19 protein-coding genes and 1 rRNA gene (1 of these 20 cut by a window edge) are annotated in these 20,082 nt (G+C 59.9%); 9 read left to right on the forward strand and 11 right to left on the reverse strand.

Annotated features, from left to right (window positions below; all coding sequences use genetic code 11):
- Positions 1–48: 48 nt before the first annotated feature.
- Entirely contained in the window at positions 49–429 is a 381-nt protein-coding gene (locus tag AB9N64_RS20895; RefSeq protein ID WP_014716764.1) for a hypothetical protein, read from the reverse strand.
- Positions 430–576: 147 nt separating this feature from the next.
- Between AB9N64_RS20895 and AB9N64_RS20900 the strand changes: the two genes are divergently transcribed.
- Positions 577–774 carry a heavy-metal-associated domain-containing protein gene (locus AB9N64_RS20900; protein ID WP_014716765.1) on the forward strand — a complete coding sequence of 66 codons (198 nt, stop codon included), beginning with the start codon at positions 577–579 and terminating at the stop codon, positions 772–774.
- Positions 775–861: 87 nt separating this feature from the next.
- On the forward strand, positions 862–2,055 hold the full coding sequence (locus tag AB9N64_RS20905; RefSeq protein WP_014716766.1) for a multidrug effflux MFS transporter: 1,194 nt from the start codon (positions 862–864) through the stop codon (positions 2,053–2,055).
- Between the two features lie 8 nt (positions 2,056–2,063).
- On the opposite strand, the gene AB9N64_RS20910 is transcribed toward AB9N64_RS20905, so the two are convergent.
- The 3 genes from AB9N64_RS20910 to AB9N64_RS20920 form a co-directional block, all read right to left on the reverse strand.
- On the reverse strand, positions 2,064–2,243 hold the full coding sequence (locus tag AB9N64_RS20910) for a hypothetical protein (protein WP_014716767.1): 180 nt from the start codon (positions 2,241–2,243) through the stop codon (positions 2,064–2,066).
- A gap of 146 nt (positions 2,244–2,389) precedes the next feature.
- Positions 2,390–3,403 carry a zinc-binding alcohol dehydrogenase family protein gene (locus AB9N64_RS20915; protein ID WP_014716768.1) on the reverse strand — a complete coding sequence of 338 codons (1,014 nt, stop codon included), beginning with the start codon at positions 3,401–3,403 and terminating at the stop codon, positions 2,390–2,392.
- 136 nt (positions 3,404–3,539) lie between these two features.
- Positions 3,540–3,833 carry a putative quinol monooxygenase gene (locus AB9N64_RS20920; protein WP_003188253.1) on the reverse strand — a complete coding sequence of 98 codons (294 nt, stop codon included), beginning with the start codon at positions 3,831–3,833 and terminating at the stop codon, positions 3,540–3,542.
- A gap of 117 nt (positions 3,834–3,950) precedes the next feature.
- Here AB9N64_RS20920 and AB9N64_RS20925 point away from each other — a divergent pair, with 117 nt between their 5' ends.
- The 3 genes from AB9N64_RS20925 to AB9N64_RS20935 all read left to right on the forward strand — a co-directional run bounded on the left by AB9N64_RS20925 (position 3,951) and on the right by AB9N64_RS20935 (position 7,274).
- Complete coding sequence (locus tag AB9N64_RS20925) at positions 3,951–4,880, forward strand: LysR family transcriptional regulator (RefSeq protein WP_014716769.1); 930 nt, start codon at positions 3,951–3,953, stop codon at positions 4,878–4,880.
- 135 nt (positions 4,881–5,015) lie between these two features.
- Entirely contained in the window at positions 5,016–5,702 is a 687-nt protein-coding gene (locus tag AB9N64_RS20930) for a helix-turn-helix transcriptional regulator (RefSeq protein ID WP_014716770.1), read from the forward strand.
- Between the two features lie 201 nt (positions 5,703–5,903).
- The gene (locus AB9N64_RS20935; RefSeq protein WP_014716771.1) at positions 5,904–7,274 is read left to right on the forward strand and encodes an MFS transporter; all 1,371 of its coding nucleotides are present in this window, start codon (positions 5,904–5,906) and stop codon (positions 7,272–7,274) included.
- A gap of 126 nt (positions 7,275–7,400) precedes the next feature.
- On the opposite strand, the gene AB9N64_RS20940 is transcribed toward AB9N64_RS20935, so the two are convergent.
- Positions 7,401–8,354: an adenosine deaminase gene (locus AB9N64_RS20940; protein WP_014716772.1), complete on the reverse strand. Its 954-nt coding sequence runs from the start codon at positions 8,352–8,354 to the stop codon at positions 7,401–7,403.
- Positions 8,355–8,547: 193 nt separating this feature from the next.
- Here AB9N64_RS20940 and AB9N64_RS20945 point away from each other — a divergent pair, with 193 nt between their 5' ends.
- Positions 8,548–9,639: a calcium:proton antiporter gene (locus AB9N64_RS20945; RefSeq protein ID WP_003188263.1), complete on the forward strand. Its 1,092-nt coding sequence runs from the start codon at positions 8,548–8,550 to the stop codon at positions 9,637–9,639.
- A gap of 133 nt (positions 9,640–9,772) precedes the next feature.
- Here the strand turns inward: AB9N64_RS20945 and AB9N64_RS20950 are convergent, their stop codons facing one another.
- The 6 genes from AB9N64_RS20950 to AB9N64_RS20975 all read right to left on the reverse strand — a co-directional run bounded on the left by AB9N64_RS20950 (position 9,773) and on the right by AB9N64_RS20975 (position 15,765).
- Positions 9,773–11,131 (reverse strand): 8-oxoguanine deaminase, encoded by a 1,359-nt coding sequence (locus tag AB9N64_RS20950; RefSeq protein ID WP_020301940.1) that lies wholly within the window; start codon positions 11,129–11,131, stop codon positions 9,773–9,775.
- Between the two features lie 146 nt (positions 11,132–11,277).
- A complete protein-coding gene (locus AB9N64_RS20955; protein ID WP_058410755.1) occupies positions 11,278–11,964 on the reverse strand; it encodes an SDR family oxidoreductase in 687 nt (228 codons plus the stop codon).
- 56 nt (positions 11,965–12,020) lie between these two features.
- The gene (locus AB9N64_RS20960) at positions 12,021–12,602 is read right to left on the reverse strand and encodes a YigZ family protein (RefSeq protein ID WP_014716775.1); all 582 of its coding nucleotides are present in this window, start codon (positions 12,600–12,602) and stop codon (positions 12,021–12,023) included.
- Positions 12,603–12,614: 12 nt separating this feature from the next.
- Positions 12,615–13,274 (reverse strand): TetR/AcrR family transcriptional regulator, encoded by a 660-nt coding sequence (locus tag AB9N64_RS20965; RefSeq protein ID WP_014716776.1) that lies wholly within the window; start codon positions 13,272–13,274, stop codon positions 12,615–12,617.
- 87 nt (positions 13,275–13,361) lie between these two features.
- Positions 13,362–14,756: a uracil-xanthine permease family protein gene (locus AB9N64_RS20970; protein ID WP_032902919.1), complete on the reverse strand. Its 1,395-nt coding sequence runs from the start codon at positions 14,754–14,756 to the stop codon at positions 13,362–13,364.
- Positions 14,757–14,844: 88 nt separating this feature from the next.
- Positions 14,845–15,765: a LysR family transcriptional regulator gene (locus AB9N64_RS20975; protein ID WP_003188270.1), complete on the reverse strand. Its 921-nt coding sequence runs from the start codon at positions 15,763–15,765 to the stop codon at positions 14,845–14,847.
- A 126-nt stretch (positions 15,766–15,891) separates the two neighbouring features.
- Here AB9N64_RS20975 and AB9N64_RS20980 point away from each other — a divergent pair, with 126 nt between their 5' ends.
- The 3 genes from AB9N64_RS20980 to AB9N64_RS20990 all read left to right on the forward strand — a co-directional run.
- Entirely contained in the window at positions 15,892–17,241 is a 1,350-nt protein-coding gene (locus AB9N64_RS20980) for an aspartate aminotransferase family protein (RefSeq protein WP_003188272.1), read from the forward strand.
- A 39-nt stretch (positions 17,242–17,280) separates the two neighbouring features.
- Complete coding sequence (locus AB9N64_RS20985) at positions 17,281–18,774, forward strand: CoA-acylating methylmalonate-semialdehyde dehydrogenase (RefSeq protein WP_014716778.1); 1,494 nt, start codon at positions 17,281–17,283, stop codon at positions 18,772–18,774.
- A gap of 572 nt (positions 18,775–19,346) precedes the next feature.
- A 16S ribosomal RNA gene (locus AB9N64_RS20990) occupies positions 19,347–20,082 on the forward strand; it runs 801 nt beyond the window's last position.

The raw sequence follows: 20,082 nt of genomic DNA on the forward strand, positions 1-20,082 counted from the left end.
AAGTTGCCACTAGGATCAACCTTAACCTGTGGGGAAGGTCAAGCCCCTTCAGTATTCCAATGCCGCGGCTTTGAGGTACATGCCGTCCGGGCCCTGGGCAATGCGTAATTTGCGTACGTCACCGGCTTTCAAGGTGATGTTCTGCGCGGGTGGCGCGAGCATGCCTGGCAGACAGCCGGGGGCCTGGCTCGGCAACACTTTCAGGCGCAACGACACATCGCCAGGGGGAAGGTTGAAGGCGGTGGCCTGTTCCTGGAACAGACGCCCGGCCAGTTGGTCCTGGATATACAGGCCGATCTCGCAGTGGGTCGGCACTTCCAGGCGTTCGCGGGAAATAATCAGCACCGCATAATCTTCAGCAGCGAGGGCCTGGGGCGCAGCGGCAGGCAAGCTCATCAGGCCGGCAAGGGCAAAAAACAACCAGCGCATGGCGAATGCTCCGTGGTTCACAGCTAGGGAGGTTGAAGCTTGGCCGACGTCGCCGCCGAATACCAGCCCGGCAGAAATACTGAGAACTTGACCTTGCCATCATGGCAAGCTCGACACTGGGCTCAACCTCATCAAAGGAGTCATGTCATGCAAATATTCAGCGTTGAAGGAATGACCTGCGGCCACTGCGTTAAAGCGGTGACCCAGGCGGTACAGAGCAAGGATCCGGCGGCGAGTGTAAAGGTGGATTTGGCAGCGAAAGAAGTGGGTGTGGAAAGCCGCTTATCTGCAGATGACGTGATCGGCCTGATAACCGAAGAAGGCTACAGCGCCAAGCTGGCGTGATTTTTCTGATCGTTAGCCACCTAACGTAATGTTCATGGCACCCAAGCGCGGCTAGACTGTTGAGCTGCCGACTCACTTGGGTGTCTGATGAACCTTCGCATAATCCTGATTCTGGGCGCCTTGAGCGCCTTCGCGCCGTTGGCGATCGACTTTTACCTGCCGGGCTTTCCGGCAATGGCCACGGCCTTCGCCACTGATGAAAAACATATCCAGCTGACCCTGGCCGTGTATTTCGCGGGCCTGGCTATTGGCCAATTGATCTACGGGCCGCTGGCCGACCGCTTTGGCCGGCGCGTGCCGCTGCTCAGCGGCGTCACCCTGTTTACCCTCGCGTCTTTCGCCTGTGCGTATGCGCCGTCCCTGGAGTGGCTGATCGGTGCACGCTTCGTGCAGGCCCTTGGCGGGTGTGCGGGCATGGTGATTTCCCGGGCGGTAGTCAGTGACAAATGCGATGCCGTGGGCTCGGCCAAGGTGTATTCGCAACTGATGCTGGTGACCGGCCTGGCCCCGATCCTGGCGCCATTGGCCGGTGGCCTGATGGTCGGCGTGTGGGGCTGGCAGTCGATTTTCCTGGCGTTGTCGTTGTTCAGCGTGATGGCGGCCATCGCCGTGGCGGTCGGGTTGCCGGAAACCTTCCCGGCCGATCAGCCGCGCCAGCCGTTGTCGGGCTCGTTGCGCCGCTACGGCTCGCTACTGTCAGACCGGGTGTACCTGGGCTATGCCTTGACCGGCGGCATCTCGATTGCCGGGATGTTTGCCTACATCGCCGGCTCCCCCTTCGTATTTATCAAGCTCTATGGCGTGCCGGCCGAGCATTACGGCTGGTTGTTCGGCTCCAACGCCGCGGGCTTTATCCTGGTGGCGCAACTGAACGCAAGATTGCTCGCCAAGCGCGGCCCCGCGTTTTTGCTGTCGCGCACCGTTTGGGTGTACGTGGCGGCGGCGTTGACGCTGTTGGGAATTGCCGCGTTGCGCACCGAGGCGCTATGGCCGTTGCTGGTGCCGCTGTTTATCTGCATCGCCAGCCTGGGCTGCATTTTGCCGAATACCTCGGCCTGTGCCATGAGCGGGCAGGGGGCTCGGGCCGGCAGCGCGTCGGCGTTGCTCGGTTGCATTCAGTTTGGTGTGGCGGCAGGCGCGGCGTCGTTGGTCGGTGTGTTGCACAACGGCACGGCGATGCCGATGGCCATGGTCATCTGCCTCTGCGGGGTGCTGGCGGTGACCATTGCCATGGCGACCCAGCGCCTGCAACGGGCAAGGGCCGTACAGGCGCAGGTCTGACGTTCGGTTCAGCCAGCGGAACGTTGCTGGTTGAGGGGGAAGCGGTGGGGAGCCTGGATCCGGGCCTGCAGCGTGTCGGCGAAGGCGCGGGCCTCGGCTTCACTGCGAAAGGTGATGGCCTCGCCGTCGAGACGAACTTGCCATTGGCTGCCGGGGGATTTTGCTAACGCTTTTATCAGGATTTTCATTGCTGACTTCCTCACGTAAAAGAATCGTGGCAAAGGCGGCCAATATAAACCTGAACGGGCTCATAAATATGACAAGGATCAACTCTCGGACTAATGGTGTCGTCCATTACCTACGTGGATAACGGACGACACTGACAGCCGTTTTTTCAGAACCCTTCCAGCACGATCTTGCCCTTGGCCTTGCCGCTTTCCAGCAGGGCGTGGGCGCGGCGCAGGTTCGCCGCATTGATCACGCCGAAGTGCTCGCCCACCGTGGTTTTCAGGGTGCCGGCGTCGATCAGTTCGGCCACGCGGTTGAGCAGGTTGTGCTGTTCGATCATGTCTGAGGTCTCGAACATCGAACGGGTGTACATGAACTCCCAGTGCAGCGACAGGCTCTTGCGCTTGAGCTTGCTCACATCCAGGGCCTTGGGATCGTCGATCAACGCCAGCTTGCCTTGGGGTTGCAGCGCTTCGACCAGTTGGTCCAAGTGATGCTCGGTCTGGGTCAGGCTGGCAACGTGGGTGACTTGCCCGTGCCCGGCCTGTTTCAACACTTCGCTCAGCGGCTGGCTGTGGTCGATCACTATGTGCGCTCCAAGAGCCTTGGCCCATGCCTGGGTTTCGGGGCGAGAGGCAGTGCCGATGACCTTCAGCGCCGTGAGCTGGTTGGCCAGTTGAGTCAGGATCGACCCCACGCCACCGGCAGCGCCGACGATCAGCAGGCTCTGGCCTTGATCGTCTTTGCCTTCAGCGACCTGCAAGCGTTCGAACAACAGCTCCCACGCAGTGATAGCGGTCAGCGGCAATGCGGCCGCTTCGGCAAACCCCAGGCTTCGGGGCATATGGCCGACGATGCGTTCATCCACGGTGTGCAGTTCGCTGTTGCCGCCTGGGCGTACCAGGGAACCGGCGTAGTACACCTTGTCGCCGACTTTGAATAACGTCACGTCACTGCCGACCGCCTTGACCACACCCGCCACGTCCCAACCCAGCACCTTGGCGGCGCCATTTTCCGGGGCGACGTTCTGGCGCACCTTGGTGTCCACCGGGTTGACCGAGATGGCTTTGACTTCCACCAACAGGTCACGGGGGCCGGCAACGGGGGCTGGTAATTCGATGTCTTGCAGGGATTCTGGATCGTTGATCGGCAGTGAGGCGTAGTAGGCAATGGCTTTCATGATGACTCCAAGTGAATACGGTCAAGGTAGGAGCGAGCTTGCTCGCGAAGATCGTCAACGATGACGTGGTGTTTCTGGTTTCGCGCCTCGTCGTTGGGTTTTCGCGAGCACGCTCGCTCCTACAAAAAAGGCGGGATCAGGCGAGAAATTTCAGGCGCTTGAGTTCGAAGTGTTCGATCACATCGGCGGCCTTGGCGCGAAAGCTCTGGATATGCGCGCTCTGGTCGTGGTCGGCCAGCGCAGCGTCGTCGCTCCAGCGCTCGAGCATGTAGAAGGTCTCGGGGTGTTGCAGGTCCTGGTGCAGGTCGTACTGCTCGCAACCGGCTTCCAGGCGGGTCGGTTCCAGCAGGCCGCGCAGCAGGGTTTCCAGGGTGGCGTGCTGGCCGGGTTTGGCGATCAGCGTGGCGATGACATTAAAAGCGGTGGACATAGTCGACTCCTGGCACGGGGTAACGGGATGGGCAGATGATTGGCTATTTCCCACGCCGATAAAAGCGGCTAAAACAGCAGGCTGTTTCAACCAAATATTGATAATGAGCGGGAATGCATGCTGCGTTTTGATGATTTGCAGTTGTTTGTGCGGGCAGCGGACTTGGGCAGCCTGTCGGCCGCAGCGCGGGTCATGGACCTGTCACCGGCGGTGGCCAGTGCTGCACTCAAGCGTATCGAACAGCAACTGGGCACGCGCTTGCTGGCGCGCTCTACCCGCAGCCTTCGGCTGACGGCCGAAGGTGAGGGCTTTCTGGAGTACGCACGGGCGTCACTGAGTGCGCTGGATGAAGGGCGGCGCCTATTGGCCAGTGGCCAGGATCACGTCAGTGGTGTGCTGCAATTGTCGGCACCCTCGGATTTTGGCCGCAACCAACTGTTGCCGTGGCTGGATGCGTTCCAGCAGGAGCATCCGCAACTGAACGTGCGCCTGTTGCTCGGTGATCGCATTGCTGACTTGTTCCGTCAGCCCGTGGACATTGCCCTGCGTTACGGCGAACCCGAAGACTCCAGCCTGATTGCGCTGCCCATCGCTGCGGACAATATTCGCGTACTCTGCGCTGCACCCAGTTACCTCGTCCGGCATGGCGAGCCGCGGCATCTGGAACAATTGGCCCAGCACAATTGCCTGCTGTACATGCTCGGCAGCCGCGTCCACGACCACTGGGGTTTTTACGATGGCAAGCGCCACGTAAGCCTGACGGTCAGCGGCGATCGCTTCAGCGATGACGCTGATGTGGTGCGCCGCTGGGCGGTGGCGGGCATGGGCATCGCCTACAAGTCTTGGCTGGATGTGAGCACCGATGTGCTGGCCGGGCGCTTGCGTTTGATCCTGCCGGAACTGCAGGGCGAGCGCACCCCGCTCAACCTGCTGTGCGCCCACCGTGCGCAATTGAGTAAACCCATCAATCTGCTGCGGGACATGCTCGTGTCCCGTTGTGCGACATTGACGGCGCAGCGACCGGGACGAATGGTTTCCCGTCAATAGCCTGCGCCACGCTCGGAAGTTTCACTCGTCTCCTGTCCTGATCTGCACTGTCAGACGCCGCGGAACCTACTGCCCGCGCACCTATACTTGGGCGTCAACCGCAGCAGAAAAAATGGTTTAACAGGGAGTGAATACATGGGAGCAGCACCTTGCATCAGCCAGATCGCCAGCTTGCTCGCCGAGCCTAAACGCACGGCCATGCTCTGGGCCTTGATGGACGGTTCGGCGAAATCTTCAGACGAGCTGGCAGCGCTGGCCGGTCTGTCGCCGGCGTCAGCCAATGCACACTTGGCGCGGCTGACCGGCAGCGGCCTGTTGCGGATCGAGGCACGGCGAGGCCAGCGCCTGTTTAGGCTAGCGGCCGCTGATGTCAGCACCGCCATTGATGCATTGGCCAGCACCACCATGGCCAGCGCGGCCCGCAGCACCCCGGATGTTTTGCCACCGGCGCTGCGAGCGCCGCCGTTGCTGCGCCGCGCCCGCTGGTGCCACGGCCACCTCGGCGGTGAACTGGCGGCGCAGCTGTATCAACGGATGCTTGAGGCCGGATGGATCGAGCGCCATGAGCAGCGTACCGAGGTGACGCCCAGCGGCGTGCAAGCGTTGGCGGAACTGGGCATTTTTACCCAGGCATTGGCATCGCCGCTGGCCTGCGACTGTTTCGACTGGAGCCAGCAACAACCCCATCTGGGCGGTGCGCTGGGGGCGGGCTTGATGCAGCTGTTTTTGCAGGCGAACTGGATCAGCGTGATCAACGAGTCACGGGCCCTGTCGGTCAATGACGGGGGGCTTGAGCACATAGCTCGCGTTGCCAAGCTGTAGGAGCGAGCTTGCTCGTGAAAAACTAGAGGGCGCCGCGTTTTATCCAGATGCCCCGCGTTATCGCTAACGTTCTTCGCGAGCAAGCTCGCTCCTACAGGTGCTGGCGTCGCTCTCAGCTGTCGTCAGGTCGCATTCAGCAATAGCCGGCGTAAACGATGCCGCACACTCGCCAAGGGGATTTTTTCATACGAGGGATGCGGCATGGGTAGGCAGGGTTATAGCGCGGCGGAACGCCTGGAACGGTTGCCCATCAGCGGTTACCACCGAGTCATTTTCATCATCATCGCCCTGGCGTTTTTCTTCGACTCCATGGACCTGGCGATGATGACCTTCCTGCTGGGCTCGATCAAAGCCGAGTTTGGCCTGAGCACGGCCCAGGCCGGGTTGCTGGCCAGTTCGAGTTTTTTCGGCATGGTGGTGGGCGCTTCGCTGTCCGGGATGCTTGCTGATCGCTTCGGGCGTAAGCCGGTGTTCCAGTGGAGCATCGTACTCTGGGGCCTGGCGAGCTACCTGTGTTCCATGGCGCAGACGGTGGAGACGCTGACGTTGTTCCGGATCCTGCTGGGCATTGGCATGGGCATGGAGTTTCCCATTGCCCAGTCGATGCTGTCGGAGCTGATCCCCGCCAAGCGACGCGGCCGTTACATCGCCTTGATGGATGGCTTCTGGCCGTTGGGTTTTGTGGCCGCGGGCGTGTTGTCTTACTTCTTGTTGCCGGTGATTGGCTGGCGCGACATCTTTCTGGTGTTGGCGATACCGGCGGTGTTTGTGCTGGCCATCCGTTTCTTTATTCCGGAGTCGCCGCGTTGGCTGGAACAGGCTGGGCGCCATGAGGCGGCGGACAAGGTCTTGCTTGGCATCGAGCAGAAGGTGCGCGATTCCCTGGGCCGCGCCGACTTGCCGGAGCCGATTGCCCTGCCACGGATCGAGAGTGCGCCGGGGACGTTTTTCTCCGCGTTCCAGCAGCTGTGGTCGGCGCAGTACCGCCAACGCACGATGATGATCTGGAGTGTGTGGTTCTTCGCCCTGCTTGGGTTCTACGGGCTGACGTCGTGGTTGAGTGCGTTGTTACAGCAATCGGGTTTTGCTGTGACTCAGTCGGTGTATTACACGGTGATCATTTCCCTGGGCGGAATCCCAGGCTTTTTGATGGCCGCGTGGTTGGTCGAGCGCTGGGGGCGCAAGCCCGTGTGCGTGGTGACCTTGCTGGGCGGCGGGGTGATGGCGTTTGTGTATGGGCAGAGCGCAGTGTTTGGCGGCAACGTAAGCCTGCTGATCACCTCGGGGTTGTTGATGCAGTTCTTCCTGTTTGGCATGTGGGCGGTGCTGTACACCTACACGCCGGAGTTGTATCCCACCTCGGCACGTGCGACCGGCTCGGGGTTTGCGTCGGCGATTGGGCGCGTGGGCTCGTTGCTGGGGCCGTTGGTAACCGGACTGGTATTCCCGATAACCGGGCAGGGCGGGGTATTTGCCTTGGGTGCGCTGTGCTTTGCGGTGGCGGCGCTGGTGGTGTGGTTGTTCGGGATGGAGACCAAGGGCAAGACCCTGGAAGAACTCACCCAGGCTTAAAGCTGATGGGGCCATGTGGGAGCCGGGCTTGCCCGCGATAGCGGTAGGTCAGGCAATAAGAGGCTGGCTGATACACCGCTATCGCAGGCAAGCCAGCTCCCACAGGTTGAGTCCAGGTCTATTCAGTTATGGCTTCACGAGCCGCGCATCCAGGCTGTTCTGTGCCAGGCGTTTGGCCTGGTCCTGGGTCATGCCCAGGCTGGTGTGCAGCGCATGGAAGTTCTCGGTGACGTAACCGCCGAAGTACGCCGGGTCATCCGAGTTCACTGTAACCTTCACGCCACGTTCGAGCATGTCGAGGATGTTGTGCTGGGCCATGTCGTCGAACACGCAGAGCTTGGTGTTGGACAGCGGGCACACGGTCAACGGGATCTGCTCGTCGATGATGCGCTGCATCAAGCGCTCGTCTTCGATGGCGCGCACGCCATGGTCGATGCGTTGGATTTTCAGCAGGTCGATGGCTTCCCAGATGTACTCGGGCGGGCCTTCTTCACCGGCGTGGGCCACGGTCAGGAAGCCTTCGTGACGGGCACGGTCGAACACGCGCTGGAACTTGCTCGGTGGGTGGCCCATTTCCGAGCTGTCCAGGCCCACGGCCACGAACGCGTCACGGAATGGCAGCGCCTGGTCGAGGGTTTTCTGCGCTTCGTCTTCGCTCAGGTGGCGCAGGAAGCTGAGGATCAAACCGCTGGTGATGCCCAGTTGCTGCTCGCCGTCTTTGAGTGCGGCGGCGATGCCGTTGAGCACCACTTCGAACGGCACGCCACGGTCGGTGTGGGTTTGCGGGTCGAAGAACGGTTCAGTGTGAATCACGTTCTGGGCCTTGCAGCGCAGCAGGTAGGCCCAGGTCAGGTCGTAGAAATCCTGGGACGTGCGCAGCACATCGGCGCCCTTGTAATACAGGTCGAGAAACTCTTGCAGGTTGTTGAAGGCGTAGGCCTTGCGCAGGGTTTCGACGTCGTTCCATGGCAGCGCAATCTTGTTGCGCTCGGCCAGGGCGAACAGCAGCTCAGGCTCCAGCGAGCCTTCCAGGTGCAGGTGCAATTCAGCCTTGGGCAGGGCGTTGAGCCAATCGTACATTTTTAAATTCTCATCAGGTGCAATGGCGGCATTCTACAGGCCATGGCTGAAATAATCGGCAAAACCTGACCAGCAGGAGAGTATTTCTGTCACTCACGCAAGGGCGGCCTGAACTAAGGTGTAACGAAACGTTAGTGGCTCGGCGCAGTCTGTACCCCATCAATGACTGATTCGCTGTATGAAAAGGCCCGGAATGCTCACATCCCTCAAGCAAGAAAAATTCATGCTGCTGGCGCTGATTGCCGCCATCGCCGCCTATCCGCTGGAACACTGGATGCTCCACAGCGGCCAACTGGTCGCGCTGCTGGCCGGCTTCGCGCTGATCGCGTTTATCGTGATGGCATCGATGCGCGTGGCTCATCACGCCGAGCAGTTGGCGGAAAAAGTCGGTGACCCCTACGGCACCATGATCCTGACCCTCGCCGCGGTATTGGTGGAGGTGGTGATCCTGGCGATCATGATGAGCAACGAGCCATCGCCGACGCTGGTGCGCGACACCATTTACTCAGCGGTGATGCTCGATATCAACGGCATCCTCGGCCTGGCCGCGCTGATGGGCGGCATCAAGCATGGCGAACAGTCCTACAACGATGACTCGGCGCGCACCTACAGTGTGATGATTCTTACTGCCATGGGTGTGTCGATGGTGGTGCCGGAATTTATCCCCGAAGCGGACTGGAAAATTTACTCGGCCTTCACCATTGGCGCGATGGTGGTGCTTTACACCTTGTTCCTGCGCATGCAGGTGGGGCCGCACAGTTATTTCTTCAGCTACAGCTATCCGGAAAAACGCCGTAAGAAACAGCCGGAAGACGAGCACGCGCCGTCTGTCAGCCTGACGTTTTCCATTGCGACCCTGGTGTTTGGGGTGATCGTGATTGGCGCGCTGGCCGAGGTGATGTCCAAGACCCTCGACCTGGGCCTGGAAGGGACCGGCGCACCGCCGGTGATTACCGCGATTGTGGTGGCGGCTATCTCGGCCGCGCCGGAGATCCTCACGGCACTGCGCGCCGCGTTGGCCAACCGCATGCAATCGGTGGTCAACATCGCGCTGGGGGCTTCGTTGTCTACGGTGATCCTGACGGTGCCGGTGATGGAAGCCATGGCGCTCTACACCGGGCAGCCGTTCCAGATGGCGATGACGCCGGTGCAAACGGTGATGGTGTTTATCACCCTGATCGTCAGCGCGATCAACCTCAACGATGGTGAAACCAATGCGATAGAAGGGATGACGCATTTTGTATTGTTTGCGACCTTTATCATGCTGTCGCTGTTGGGGCTATAACCCGATTTGAACGGCGCCGCAGACCCAATGTGGGAGCGGGCTTGCTCGCGAATGCGGTGGTTCAGTCACAGATGTACTGACTGACACCGCACTCGCGAGCAAGCCCGCTCCCACATTTTGATTGGTGCCTGGCTTAGGTGCCTGCGATCAACTGGCGCGCTGCCTGGCTGTGATCCGCGATCAAGCCTTTCAGATCCAGCCCTTCGACTTGGCCGTCGATCACCCGCCATTGACCTGCGATCATCACCCGGTCTGCCCGGTCCGCACCGCACAACAGCAGCGCGGAAATGGGGTCATGGCTGCCGGAGAAGCGCAGCTCATCGAGCTTGAACAGTGCCAGGTCCGCCTGTTTGCCTACTGCCAACTCGCCAATATCCGTGCGCCCCAGCAACTGCGCCGAGCCCTTGGTGGCCCAGCCCAATACACCTTCGGGGGTGATCTTTTCCGCGCCGTAGCGCAGGCGCTGGATGTACAGGGCCTGGCGTGCTTCAAGGATCATGTTCGAGGCGTCGTTGGAGGCGGAGCCGTCCACGCCCAGGCCGATGGGGGCGCCGGCGGCGAGCAGGTCCAGGGTCGGGCAAATGCCGGAGGCCAGGCGCATATTCGAGCTTGGGCAATGGCAGATGCCGGTGCCGGCTGCGCCCAGGCGCTCGATTTCGTCCGGGTTGAAGTGAATGCCGTGGGCCAGCCAGGTGCGCGGGCCAAGCCAGCCGACGCTGTCGAGGTAATCCACGGTACGCAGCCCGAAGCGTTGCAGGCAGAAATCTTCCTCATCAAGGGTTTCCGCCAAATGGGTGTGCAGGCGCACGTCCAACTGGTTGGCCAGCTCGGCGCTGGCTTGCATGATTTCGGGGGTGACGGAAAACGGCGAGCACGGCGCCAGGGCGATCTGGATCTGCGCACCGTCACCGCGCTGGTGATATTCGCGGATCAGGCGCTGGCTGTCTTCGAGAATCACTTGGCCTTGCTGCACCGTTTGCTGCGGCGGCAGGCCGCCATCGGCTTCGCCCAGGCTCATGGAACCGCGGGTGAGCATGGCGCGCATCCCCAGTTCACGCACGCTGTCTACCTGCACATCAATGGCGTTTTCCAAACCATCGGGGAACAGGTAGTGGTGGTCGGCCGCCGTGGTGCAGCCCGAGAGCAGCAATTCGGCCAGGGCAACTTTGCTGGCCAGGGCGAGTTTTTCCGGGGTGAGTCGCGCCCATACCGGGTACAGGGTTTTCAGCCAGGGAAACAGCGGCTGGTTGACCACCGGGCCCCAGGCACGGGTCAGGGTTTGATAGAAGTGGTGGTGGGTATTGATCAGCCCAGGCAGCACTACATGCTCGCGGGCATCGAACACCTGGGCGCAGGGTTGTGCAGGCGCTTGTCCTTGGGCCAGCACTTCGGTGATGACACCGTCTTGCAGCACCAGGCCGCCACGGGCATCGAGGCCATTGGCGGTGAAAATCGCGAGGGGGTTTTTTAACCAGATACGGGTCGCAGGCATTGGCCGGCTCCTCTGAATGATGGGTTCAGGTTTGCCAGCTCAGTGTTGCCCTGTCTGCTGATCCAGGGTCGCCGGGGAGGGCGAGGAGGGCAGTTTACGCGTGGATCGTTATCGACGGCAATTGGTCGATAACGACCCTTTGCCACTTACCAGGCGATGGTGTCGCCTTTGTAGTCGACGAAGTGATGGCCGCCTTTGCCGGTGTAGGCATTTACTTGGTCCACCAGGCCGCGCACGCTGGTCTCGACGTCGATGTGGGCGTTTTCGCCGCCCATGTCGGTCTTCACCCAGCCTGGATGCAGCGACAGCACCGTCGGTTTGGGCTCGCCCAGTTGCGTGATAAAGCTGTTGGTCATCGAATTGAGGGCGGCCTTGCTGGCTTTGTACAGCGCCAGGTCCGAGCCGTCGGGAATGGTCACGCTGCCCAGTACTGAACTCATGAAGGCCAGCACGCCGGTGTCTTTGCGGATCTGCCCGACAAAACGCTGGGCCAGGTTGATCGGCGCCACGGCGTTGGTGAAGAACAACTGGCCGACTTCCGCCAGGGTCACGTGGCCGGGCTCCTGATTGGCCGGGCCTTTGACGCCGGCGTTGACGAACAGCAGGTCAAAGGTGCGATCTTTCAGGCGTTGGGCCAGGGCGATCACGGCTTGCTGATCGTCCATGTCCAACTTCTCGATCTGCACCGGCCCCACGGCTTTCAACGCATCGGCCTTGTTCGGATCGCGCACGGTGGCGGTCACGTCCCAGCCGTCCTGGAGCAGTTGCTTGACCAGGCCAAGGCCCAGCCCGCGCGAGGCGCCGATGATCAGTGCGGTTTTTGGCGTAGACATGAAAGGCTTCCTTTGAAATCGCGGTTCAGGGAGTTCAGCGCATAACAGTAGCAGTTTCAGCGTTCGAGCAGGATGCGCCCACGGCTCAGGTCGGCGAGCTGGGTTTGCAGGGTGTCAATGTGCGCCTCCCCCAGGGCGAGTTGCAGTTCTACGCCGTTGGCGGTAAAGGTTTCTTCCACCACAAGCCCGCCGAGTTCAGCGACACGCAGCTTCACCAGGTTCAGTTCGGAGAAGCCACAGGCGCAACGCAGGGGGACGCGGCTGATCAGCTCGATGCGCTCGGCATTTTGCAGGCATTTATTGGCCCCGCCGCCATAGGCGCGGGCCAATCCACCCGTGCCCAGTTGAATGCCGCCGTACCAGCGGATCACCAAGACGGCCACCTGATCAAAGCCCTGGGCCTCGATGGCTGCAAGAATCGGGCGCCCGGCGGTGCCTCCGGGTTCGCCGTCATCGCTGCTGCGGTATTGATCGCCCAGCTTCCAGGCCCAGCAGTTGTGCGTGGCGTTGAGGTCGCTGTGTTGCTCGAAAAACGCCTGGGCGTCCTGCGGGCTGGTAATCGGCGCCGCCAAGGTGATAAAGCGACTTTTGCGTATTTCTTCACGAAACTCGCAAAAGCCGGTGAGCGTAAAAGACATAAATCGCTTCGTTTATAGGGCTGGCTTGATGCCGCAGCCTTTGAGAATGATATGGATCAGGTTGGTGCCAGCATCTTCCATGTCCTGCTTGGTCAGCTTGGTGCGACCGGTAACACGGCAGATCTGGGTGGCGAAGTCAGCGTAGTGCTGGGTGCTGCCCCACAGCAGGAAGATCAGGTGCACAGGGTCGACGGGGTCCATTTTGCCGGCGTCGATCCACGCCTGGAACACTGCGGCACGGCCACTGAACCAGGCCCGATAGTCCTGGCCGAAATATTCAGTGAGGCATTCGCCACCGCTGATGATCTCCATGGCGAAGATCCGCGAAGCCTGGGGTTGGCGGCGCGAGAATTCCATCTTGGTGCGGATGTAGCGAGCGAGCGCCACGGCCGGGTCGTCCTCGGCGGTCAGCGCGTTGAAGGTGCTGTCCCACAGTTCGAGGATATTGCTCAGCACCGCGACGTACAGGCCCAGCTTGTTGGTGAAGTAGTAGTGCAAATTGGCCTTGGGCAGCCCGGCACTGGCAGCGATGGTGTTCATGCTGGTGCCTTTGTAGCCATGACGCGCGAATTCATCTTCAGCAGCCTGGAGAATCGCTTGTTCGTTCTTTTGCCGAATGCGGCTGGCGGGTTTACCGGCGTGGTTGCTGTGGGCAGGAACTTCGAGGCTCATGGAGGTTTCCGTGCTGATCGATAGAGACGACGTGTGCACAGATAACCCACCCTCAAGCCTCAGACAAGTCCTGATGCAATAAAACCGTCAAAGCGGCTCCAGGCTGTCGCGTTCCGGGCTGTGGTTTGCGGCGGCGGTACTTGCCTTGGCCTCCGGCAGTAACAGGCACAGCAGGATGGCGGTGATACCGCCGCTGGTGATGGCGGAGTCGAACAGGTTCTGCACCAGTGTCGGCATCAGGTGCAGCAGGTTAGGTTGCGCGGCGATACCCAGGCCAACGCCGAATGAGGTGGCGATGATCAGCATGCTGCGTCGGTCCAGCGGTGCCTGGGCAAGGATGCGCACGCCGGCCGCCGCCACGCTGCCGAACATCACCAGGGTGGCGCCGCCCAGCACCGGCTTGGGGATTTGCTGCAGCACGGCGCCGATCAATGGAAACAGGCCCAGACAGAACAGCAACACGCCGATGTACAAACCGACGTAACGGCTGGCCACGCCGGTGAGCTGGATCACGCCATTGTTCTGCGCAAACGTGGTGTTGGGGAAGGCGCTGAAGGTGGCGGCGATCATGCAGCTCACCCCATCGCCGAGCACGCCGCCCTTGAGCCGGCTTATATAAGAAGGGCCGCTGATGGGCTGGCGGGCAATCATGCAATTGGCGGTGAGATCGCCGACGGTTTCGATGCTGCTGATCAGATAAATCAGCGCAATCGGCAGGAAGGCGCTCCAGTCGAAGTTGAAACCAAAGCGGAATGGTGTAGGCAGGCTGACCAATGGCAGGTCAGGCAACGCCTGGGGAGTCAGTTTGCCGCTGAACCACGCCGCGAGGCTGCCCAGGGCCAGGCCGATGATGATGGCCGACAAGCGTACCCAGGGCGTGTTCGAGCGGTTGAGCAGGATGATCGTCAATACAACGAACAGGCCCAGCGCCAAGTTGGCGGGAGCGCCGAAGTCCGGTGCATTGAAACCACCGCCGAGGTCGGTGATGCCTACTTTGATCAGGCTGATGCCGATCAGCGTAATTACGATGCCGGTCACCAGGGGAGTGATCACGCGGCGCAACTGGCTGATAAAGCGGCTCAATACAATCTGCACCGCCGCGCCGAAGAAGCACACGCCGAAAATCATCGCCAGAATGTCTTCCGGGCTGCCGCCGCGTTGTTTCACCAGAAAGCCTGCAGACAACACCGCGCCGAGAAACGCAAAGCTGGTGCCTTGCAGGCAGATCATGCCGGCACCGATACCAAACGGCCTGCGTGCCTGGATGAAGGTGCCTACGCCGGAAACCATCAACGCCATGCTGATCAGGTAGGGCAAGTGGGCGGTGAGGCCGAGGGTGGAGCCAATAATCAGAGGCGGCGTGATGATGCCGACGAACGCCGCCAATACATGTTGCAGGGCCGCGAGGAAAGCGGGCAGTGGTTTCGGCCGGTCGTTGAGGCCGTAGATCAGGTCGCTGGGGCTGGAGGATTCTGGGGGCATGGCGGGTCAACTCAAGGCGGACGGTTCAAGGTCCTTGAGCTCTTGCAAAAAGCTGTCCATATGCTCAGCTTTTTGTGCAAGGCCCGAGTTAGCGGGTGGCGGCCAAGCTTTCGAGGAAGCTTTCCAGCACCAAATGAGGGCGACGGCCCTTGCGCGTGACCGATGCCAGGCTCAAATCGTAAAAACGTGTCGCCGGTTTCAGCGCACGTAGTCGGCCTTGTTGCACCCATAGGCTGGCGTAGTGATCGGGCAAATAGCCGATATAACGCCCGGTGAGAATCAGGAACGCCATGCCTTCACGGTCTGACGCACTGGCGGTGCAGTTGAGCGCCTGGTAATGGGCCTGGATTTCCGCGGGTAAGCGGAAGGTGGGGGCGATGGCATCCTGGCTGTCGATGCGTTCGTCGTCGAGTTGCTTGTTGTCGGCGTAAAACAGCGGGTGGCCGACCGCGCAATAGAGCAAGGAGCGTTCGCTGTACAGCGGCTGGTATTCCAGGCCCGACAGTGCGCTGGCCTGGGGCACCACACCGACGTGCAGGCGACCGTCGAGTACGCCTTGCTCCACTTCATTGGGGGCGATCATGCGAATCTGGATCTGCACGTCCGGGCCGCGTTCCTTCAACTGCGCCAATGCGTGGGTGATGCGCATATGGGGCAGGGTCACCAGATTGTCGGTGAGGCCAATGATCAACTCTCCGCGCAAATGTTGGTGCAGGCCGTTGACCTCGGTGCGAAAACTTTCCAGGGCACTCAGCAGTTGCAGGGCAGACTGATAGACCTCGCGGCCTTCTTCTGTCAGAGAGAACCCGGCGCGGCCGCGTTGGCAGAGCCTCAGCCCGAGCCGTTGTTCAAGGTCGCTCATCTGCTGGCTGATGGCCGAGCGCCCGATGCCAAGGACGGTTTCCGCTGCCGAGAAGCCGCCGCACTCCACCACGCTGCGAAAGATGCGCAGCAAGCGAATATCGAAGTCACTGACTTGGGCCAAAGGGTCGGGACGACGGCTGCTCATAGTTTAGTGAAGGCCTGACTGAAGGTTAGAAGAGTTGGATTTCACCGACTTTATCCCCGTGGCAATTTAGCTGCAACAACGCTTTTTCAATCCCGACGCTGCCTTTTGCCCTGCGAGGTTTTGCTGATGAACATGCCCGAAAACGCCCCATCGTCACTGGCCAGCCAATTGAAGCTGGATGCGCACTGGATGCCTTACACCGCCAACCGCAACTTCCAGCGCGATCCACGCCTGATCGTGGCCGCCGAGGGTAGCTGGTTGACCGATGACAAGGGGCGCAAGGTCTATGATTCGTTGTCGGGCCTGTGGACCTGTGGCGCCGGGCATACGCGCAAGGAAATCCAGGAAGCGGTCGCCAAGCAATTGGGCACCTTGGACTACTCCCCAGGCTTCCAATACGGTCATCCGTTGTCCTTCCAGTTGGCGGAAAAGATCACCGACCTGACCCCAGGCAACCTGAATCATGTGTTCTTCACCGATTCGGGCTCTGAATGTGCCGATACGGCAGTGAAGATGGTGCGGGCCTACTGGCGCCTCAAAGGTCAGGCCACCAAGACCAAGATGATTGGTCGAGCCCGTGGTTACCACGGTGTGAACATTGCTGGTACCAGCCTGGGCGGTGTGAACGGTAACCGTAAGCTGTTTGGCCAGGCGATGATGGACGTCGACCATCTGCCTCACACCTTGCTGGCCAGCAACGCCTTCTCCCGGGGCATGCCGGAGCAGGGTGGTATTGCCTTGGCCGATGAGTTGCTCAAGCTGATCGAGCTGCATGATGCGTCGAACATCGCAGCCGTGTTTGTCGAGCCGATGGCCGGTTCCGCTGGCGTATTGGTGCCACCGCAGGGTTATCTCAAGCGCCTGCGCGAAATTTGCGACCAGCACAATATCCTGTTGGTGTTCGACGAAGTGATCACAGGCTTTGGCCGCACCGGCTCGATGTTCGGTGCCGACAGCTTTGGCGTGACACCGGACCTGATGTGCATCGCCAAGCAAGTCACCAACGGCGCGATCCCGATGGGCGCGGTGATTGCCAGTAGCGAGATCTACCAGACCTTCATGAATCAGGCGACGCCGGAATACGCCGTGGAATTCCCCCACGGTTACACCTACTCGGCGCACCCGGTGGCCTGCGCGGCGGGCTTGGCGGCATTGGACCTGCTGCAGAAAGAAAACCTGGTGCAGAGCGTAGCCGAAGTCGCACCGCACTTTGAGAATGCGCTGCACGGTTTGAAGGGCAGCAAGAACGTGATCGACATTCGCAACTACGGCCTGGCCGGTGCGATTCAGATTGCCCCGCGTGATGGAGATGCCATCGTGCGTCCATTCGAGGCCGGCATGGCATTGTGGAAGGCCGGTTTCTATGTGCGTTTTGGCGGCGACACCCTGCAGTTCGGGCCAACCTTCAACAGCAAGCCGCAGGACCTGGACCGTCTGTTTGACGCGGTCGGCGAAGTGCTGAACAAGATCGACTGATTTCTCCTTCTATATAGAACAATTTTTCAGGAGCCCTGCATGAGCCTTATCCAGCATTTGATCAACGGTGAGCTGGTCAACGACAGCGGTCGTAGTGCCGACGTCTATAACCCGTCTACCGGCCAGGTGATTCACCAGGTGCCGTTGGCCAGCCGTGAAACCATTCAACAGGCGATTGACTCAGCCAAGGCGGCGTTTCCGGCCTGGCGCAATACGCCGCCGGCCAAGCGTGCCCAGGTGATGTTCCGTTTCAAGCAACTGCTGGAGCAGAACGAAGCACGGATCTCGCAGTTGATCAGCGAAGAACATGGCAAAACCCTGGAAGACGCCGCGGGTGAACTCAAGCGTGGGATCGAGAACGTGGAGTACGCGTGCTCGGCGCCGGAGATTCTCAAGGGTGAATACAGCCGCAACGTAGGGCCGAACATTGATGCGTGGTCGGACTTCCAGCCATTGGGCGTGGTAGCGGGTATTACCCCGTTCAACTTCCCGGCGATGGTGCCGTTGTGGATGTACCCGCTGGCGATTGTCTGCGGTAACTGTTTCATCCTTAAACCTTCAGAGCGCGACCCGAGTTCGACGCTGTTGATCGCGCAGCTGTTGCAGGAAGCCGGGCTGCCCAAAGGCGTGCTCAGCGTGGTGCATGGCGACAAGGGCGCGGTGGACGCATTGATCGAAGCGCCTGAAGTCAAAGCCTTGAGCTTTGTAGGCTCGACGCCGATTGCCGAGTACATCTATTCCGAAGCGACCAAACGTGGCAAGCGTGTGCAGGCGCTGGGCGGGGCGAAAAACCACGCGGTGCTGATGCCGGATGCAGACCTGGATAACGCTGTGAGTGCCCTGATGGGCGCGGCGTATGGTTCCTGCGGTGAGCGTTGCATGGCGATCTCGGTGGCTGTGTGCGTGGGCGATCAGGTGGCGGATGCATTGATTGCCAAGCTGGTGCCACAGGTCAAGGCGTTGAAGATTGGTGCGGGCACTTCTTGCGGGCTGGATATGGGCCCGTTGGTGACGGGGCAGGCGCGAGATAAAGTCAGTGGCTATATAGAAGACGGTGTGTCGGCGGGGGCTGAGCTGGTCGTTGATGGCCGTGGCTTGAGTGTTGCCGGGCATGAGCAAGGTTTTTTCCTCGGTGGCAGCTTGTTTGACCGCGTCACCCCTGAGATGCGTATCTATAAAGAAGAGATCTTTGGCCCGGTGTTGTGCGTAGTGCGGGTGGATAGCCTGGAAGCGGCGATGCAACTCATCAACGATCACGAATACGGCAACGGTACTTGTATCTTCACCCGTGATGGTGAAGCGGCGCGTCTGTTCTGTGATGAGATTGAAGTCGGCATGGTGGGTGTTAACGTGCCGCTGCCGGTGCCGGTTGCGTATCACAGCTTTGGTGGCTGGAAGCGTTCGCTGTTTGGCGACTTGCATGCCTATGGGCCGGACGGGGTGCGTTTCTATACTCGTCGCAAGGCGATCACCCAGCGTTGGCCGCAACGGGCCAGCCATGAAGCGTCGCAATTCGCCTTTCCCAGCCTGTAAGGCTCGGTAGGTAAAAGGCCGGCCCCTTGGGGCCGGCCTTTGCGTTGTTGGAGCTTTTTTGACTTATATGACAGAAATGTGAAAAAGAAGGTTGACGGCAAATTCTGGAAGCCTATAATTCGCCCCACTTCCGGCGCAGTCGAAACGGAAAACTCCTTGGTAAACAATGAGTTACGCAGTTCTCGACAGCAAGTTGCTTCAGTTCATCGAAGCCAAAAGGAAGTTGAAAAAGAGGTGTTGACAGCAGCGTGTAACGCTGTAGAATTCGCCTCCCGCTTACGAGAGATCGCAAGCGCAAGTGGTTGAAGTTGTTGAAGAAATCTTCGAAAACTTCTGAAAATAACCACTTGACAGCAAATGAGGCTGCTGTAGAATGCGCGCCTCGGTTGAGACGAAAGATCTTAACCAACCGCTCTTTAACAACTGAATCAAGCAATTCGTGTGGGTGCTTGTGGAGTCAGACTGATAGTCAACAAGATTATCAGCATCACAAGTTACTCCGCGAGAAATCAAAGATGTAACCAACGATTGCTGAGCCAAGTTTAGGGTTTCTTAAAAACCCAAAGATGTTTGAACTGAAGAGTTTGATCATGGCTCAGATTGAACGCTGGCGGCAGGCCTAACACATGCAAGTCGAGCGGTAGAGAGAAGCTTGCTTCTCTTGAGAGCGGCGGACGGGTGAGTAATGCCTAGGAATCTGCCTGGTAGTGGGGGATAACGTTCGGAAACGGACGCTAATACCGCATACGTCCTACGGGAGAAAGCAGGGGACCTTCGGGCCTTGCGCTATCAGATGAGCCTAGGTCGGATTAGCTAGTTGGTGAGGTAATGGCTCACCAAGGCGACGATCCGTAACTGGTCTGAGAGGATGATCAGTCACACTGGAACTGAGACACGGTCCAGACTCCTACGGGAGGCAGCAGTGGGGAATATTGGACAATGGGCGAAAGCCTGATCCAGCCATGCCGCGTGTGTGAAGAAGGTCTTCGGATTGTAAAGCACTTTAAGTTGGGAGGAAGGGTTGTAGATTAATACTCTGCAATTTTGACGTTACCGACAGAATAAGCACCGGCTAACTCTGTGCCAGCAGCCGCGGTAATACAGAGGGTGCAAGCGTTAATCGGAATTACTGGGCGTAAAGCGCGCGTAGGTGGTTTGTTAAGTTGGATGTGAAATCCCCGGGCTCAACCTGGGAACTGCATTCAAAACTGACTGACTAGAGTATGGTAGAGGGTGGTGGAATTTCCTGTGTAGCGGTGAAATGCGTAGATATAGGAAGGAACACCAGTGGCGAAGGCGACCACCTGG

It is taken from the genome of Pseudomonas sp. KT_2_4, from assembly GCF_041410225.1.
Lineage (GTDB): Bacteria > Pseudomonadota > Gammaproteobacteria > Pseudomonadales > Pseudomonadaceae > Aquipseudomonas > Aquipseudomonas paracarnis.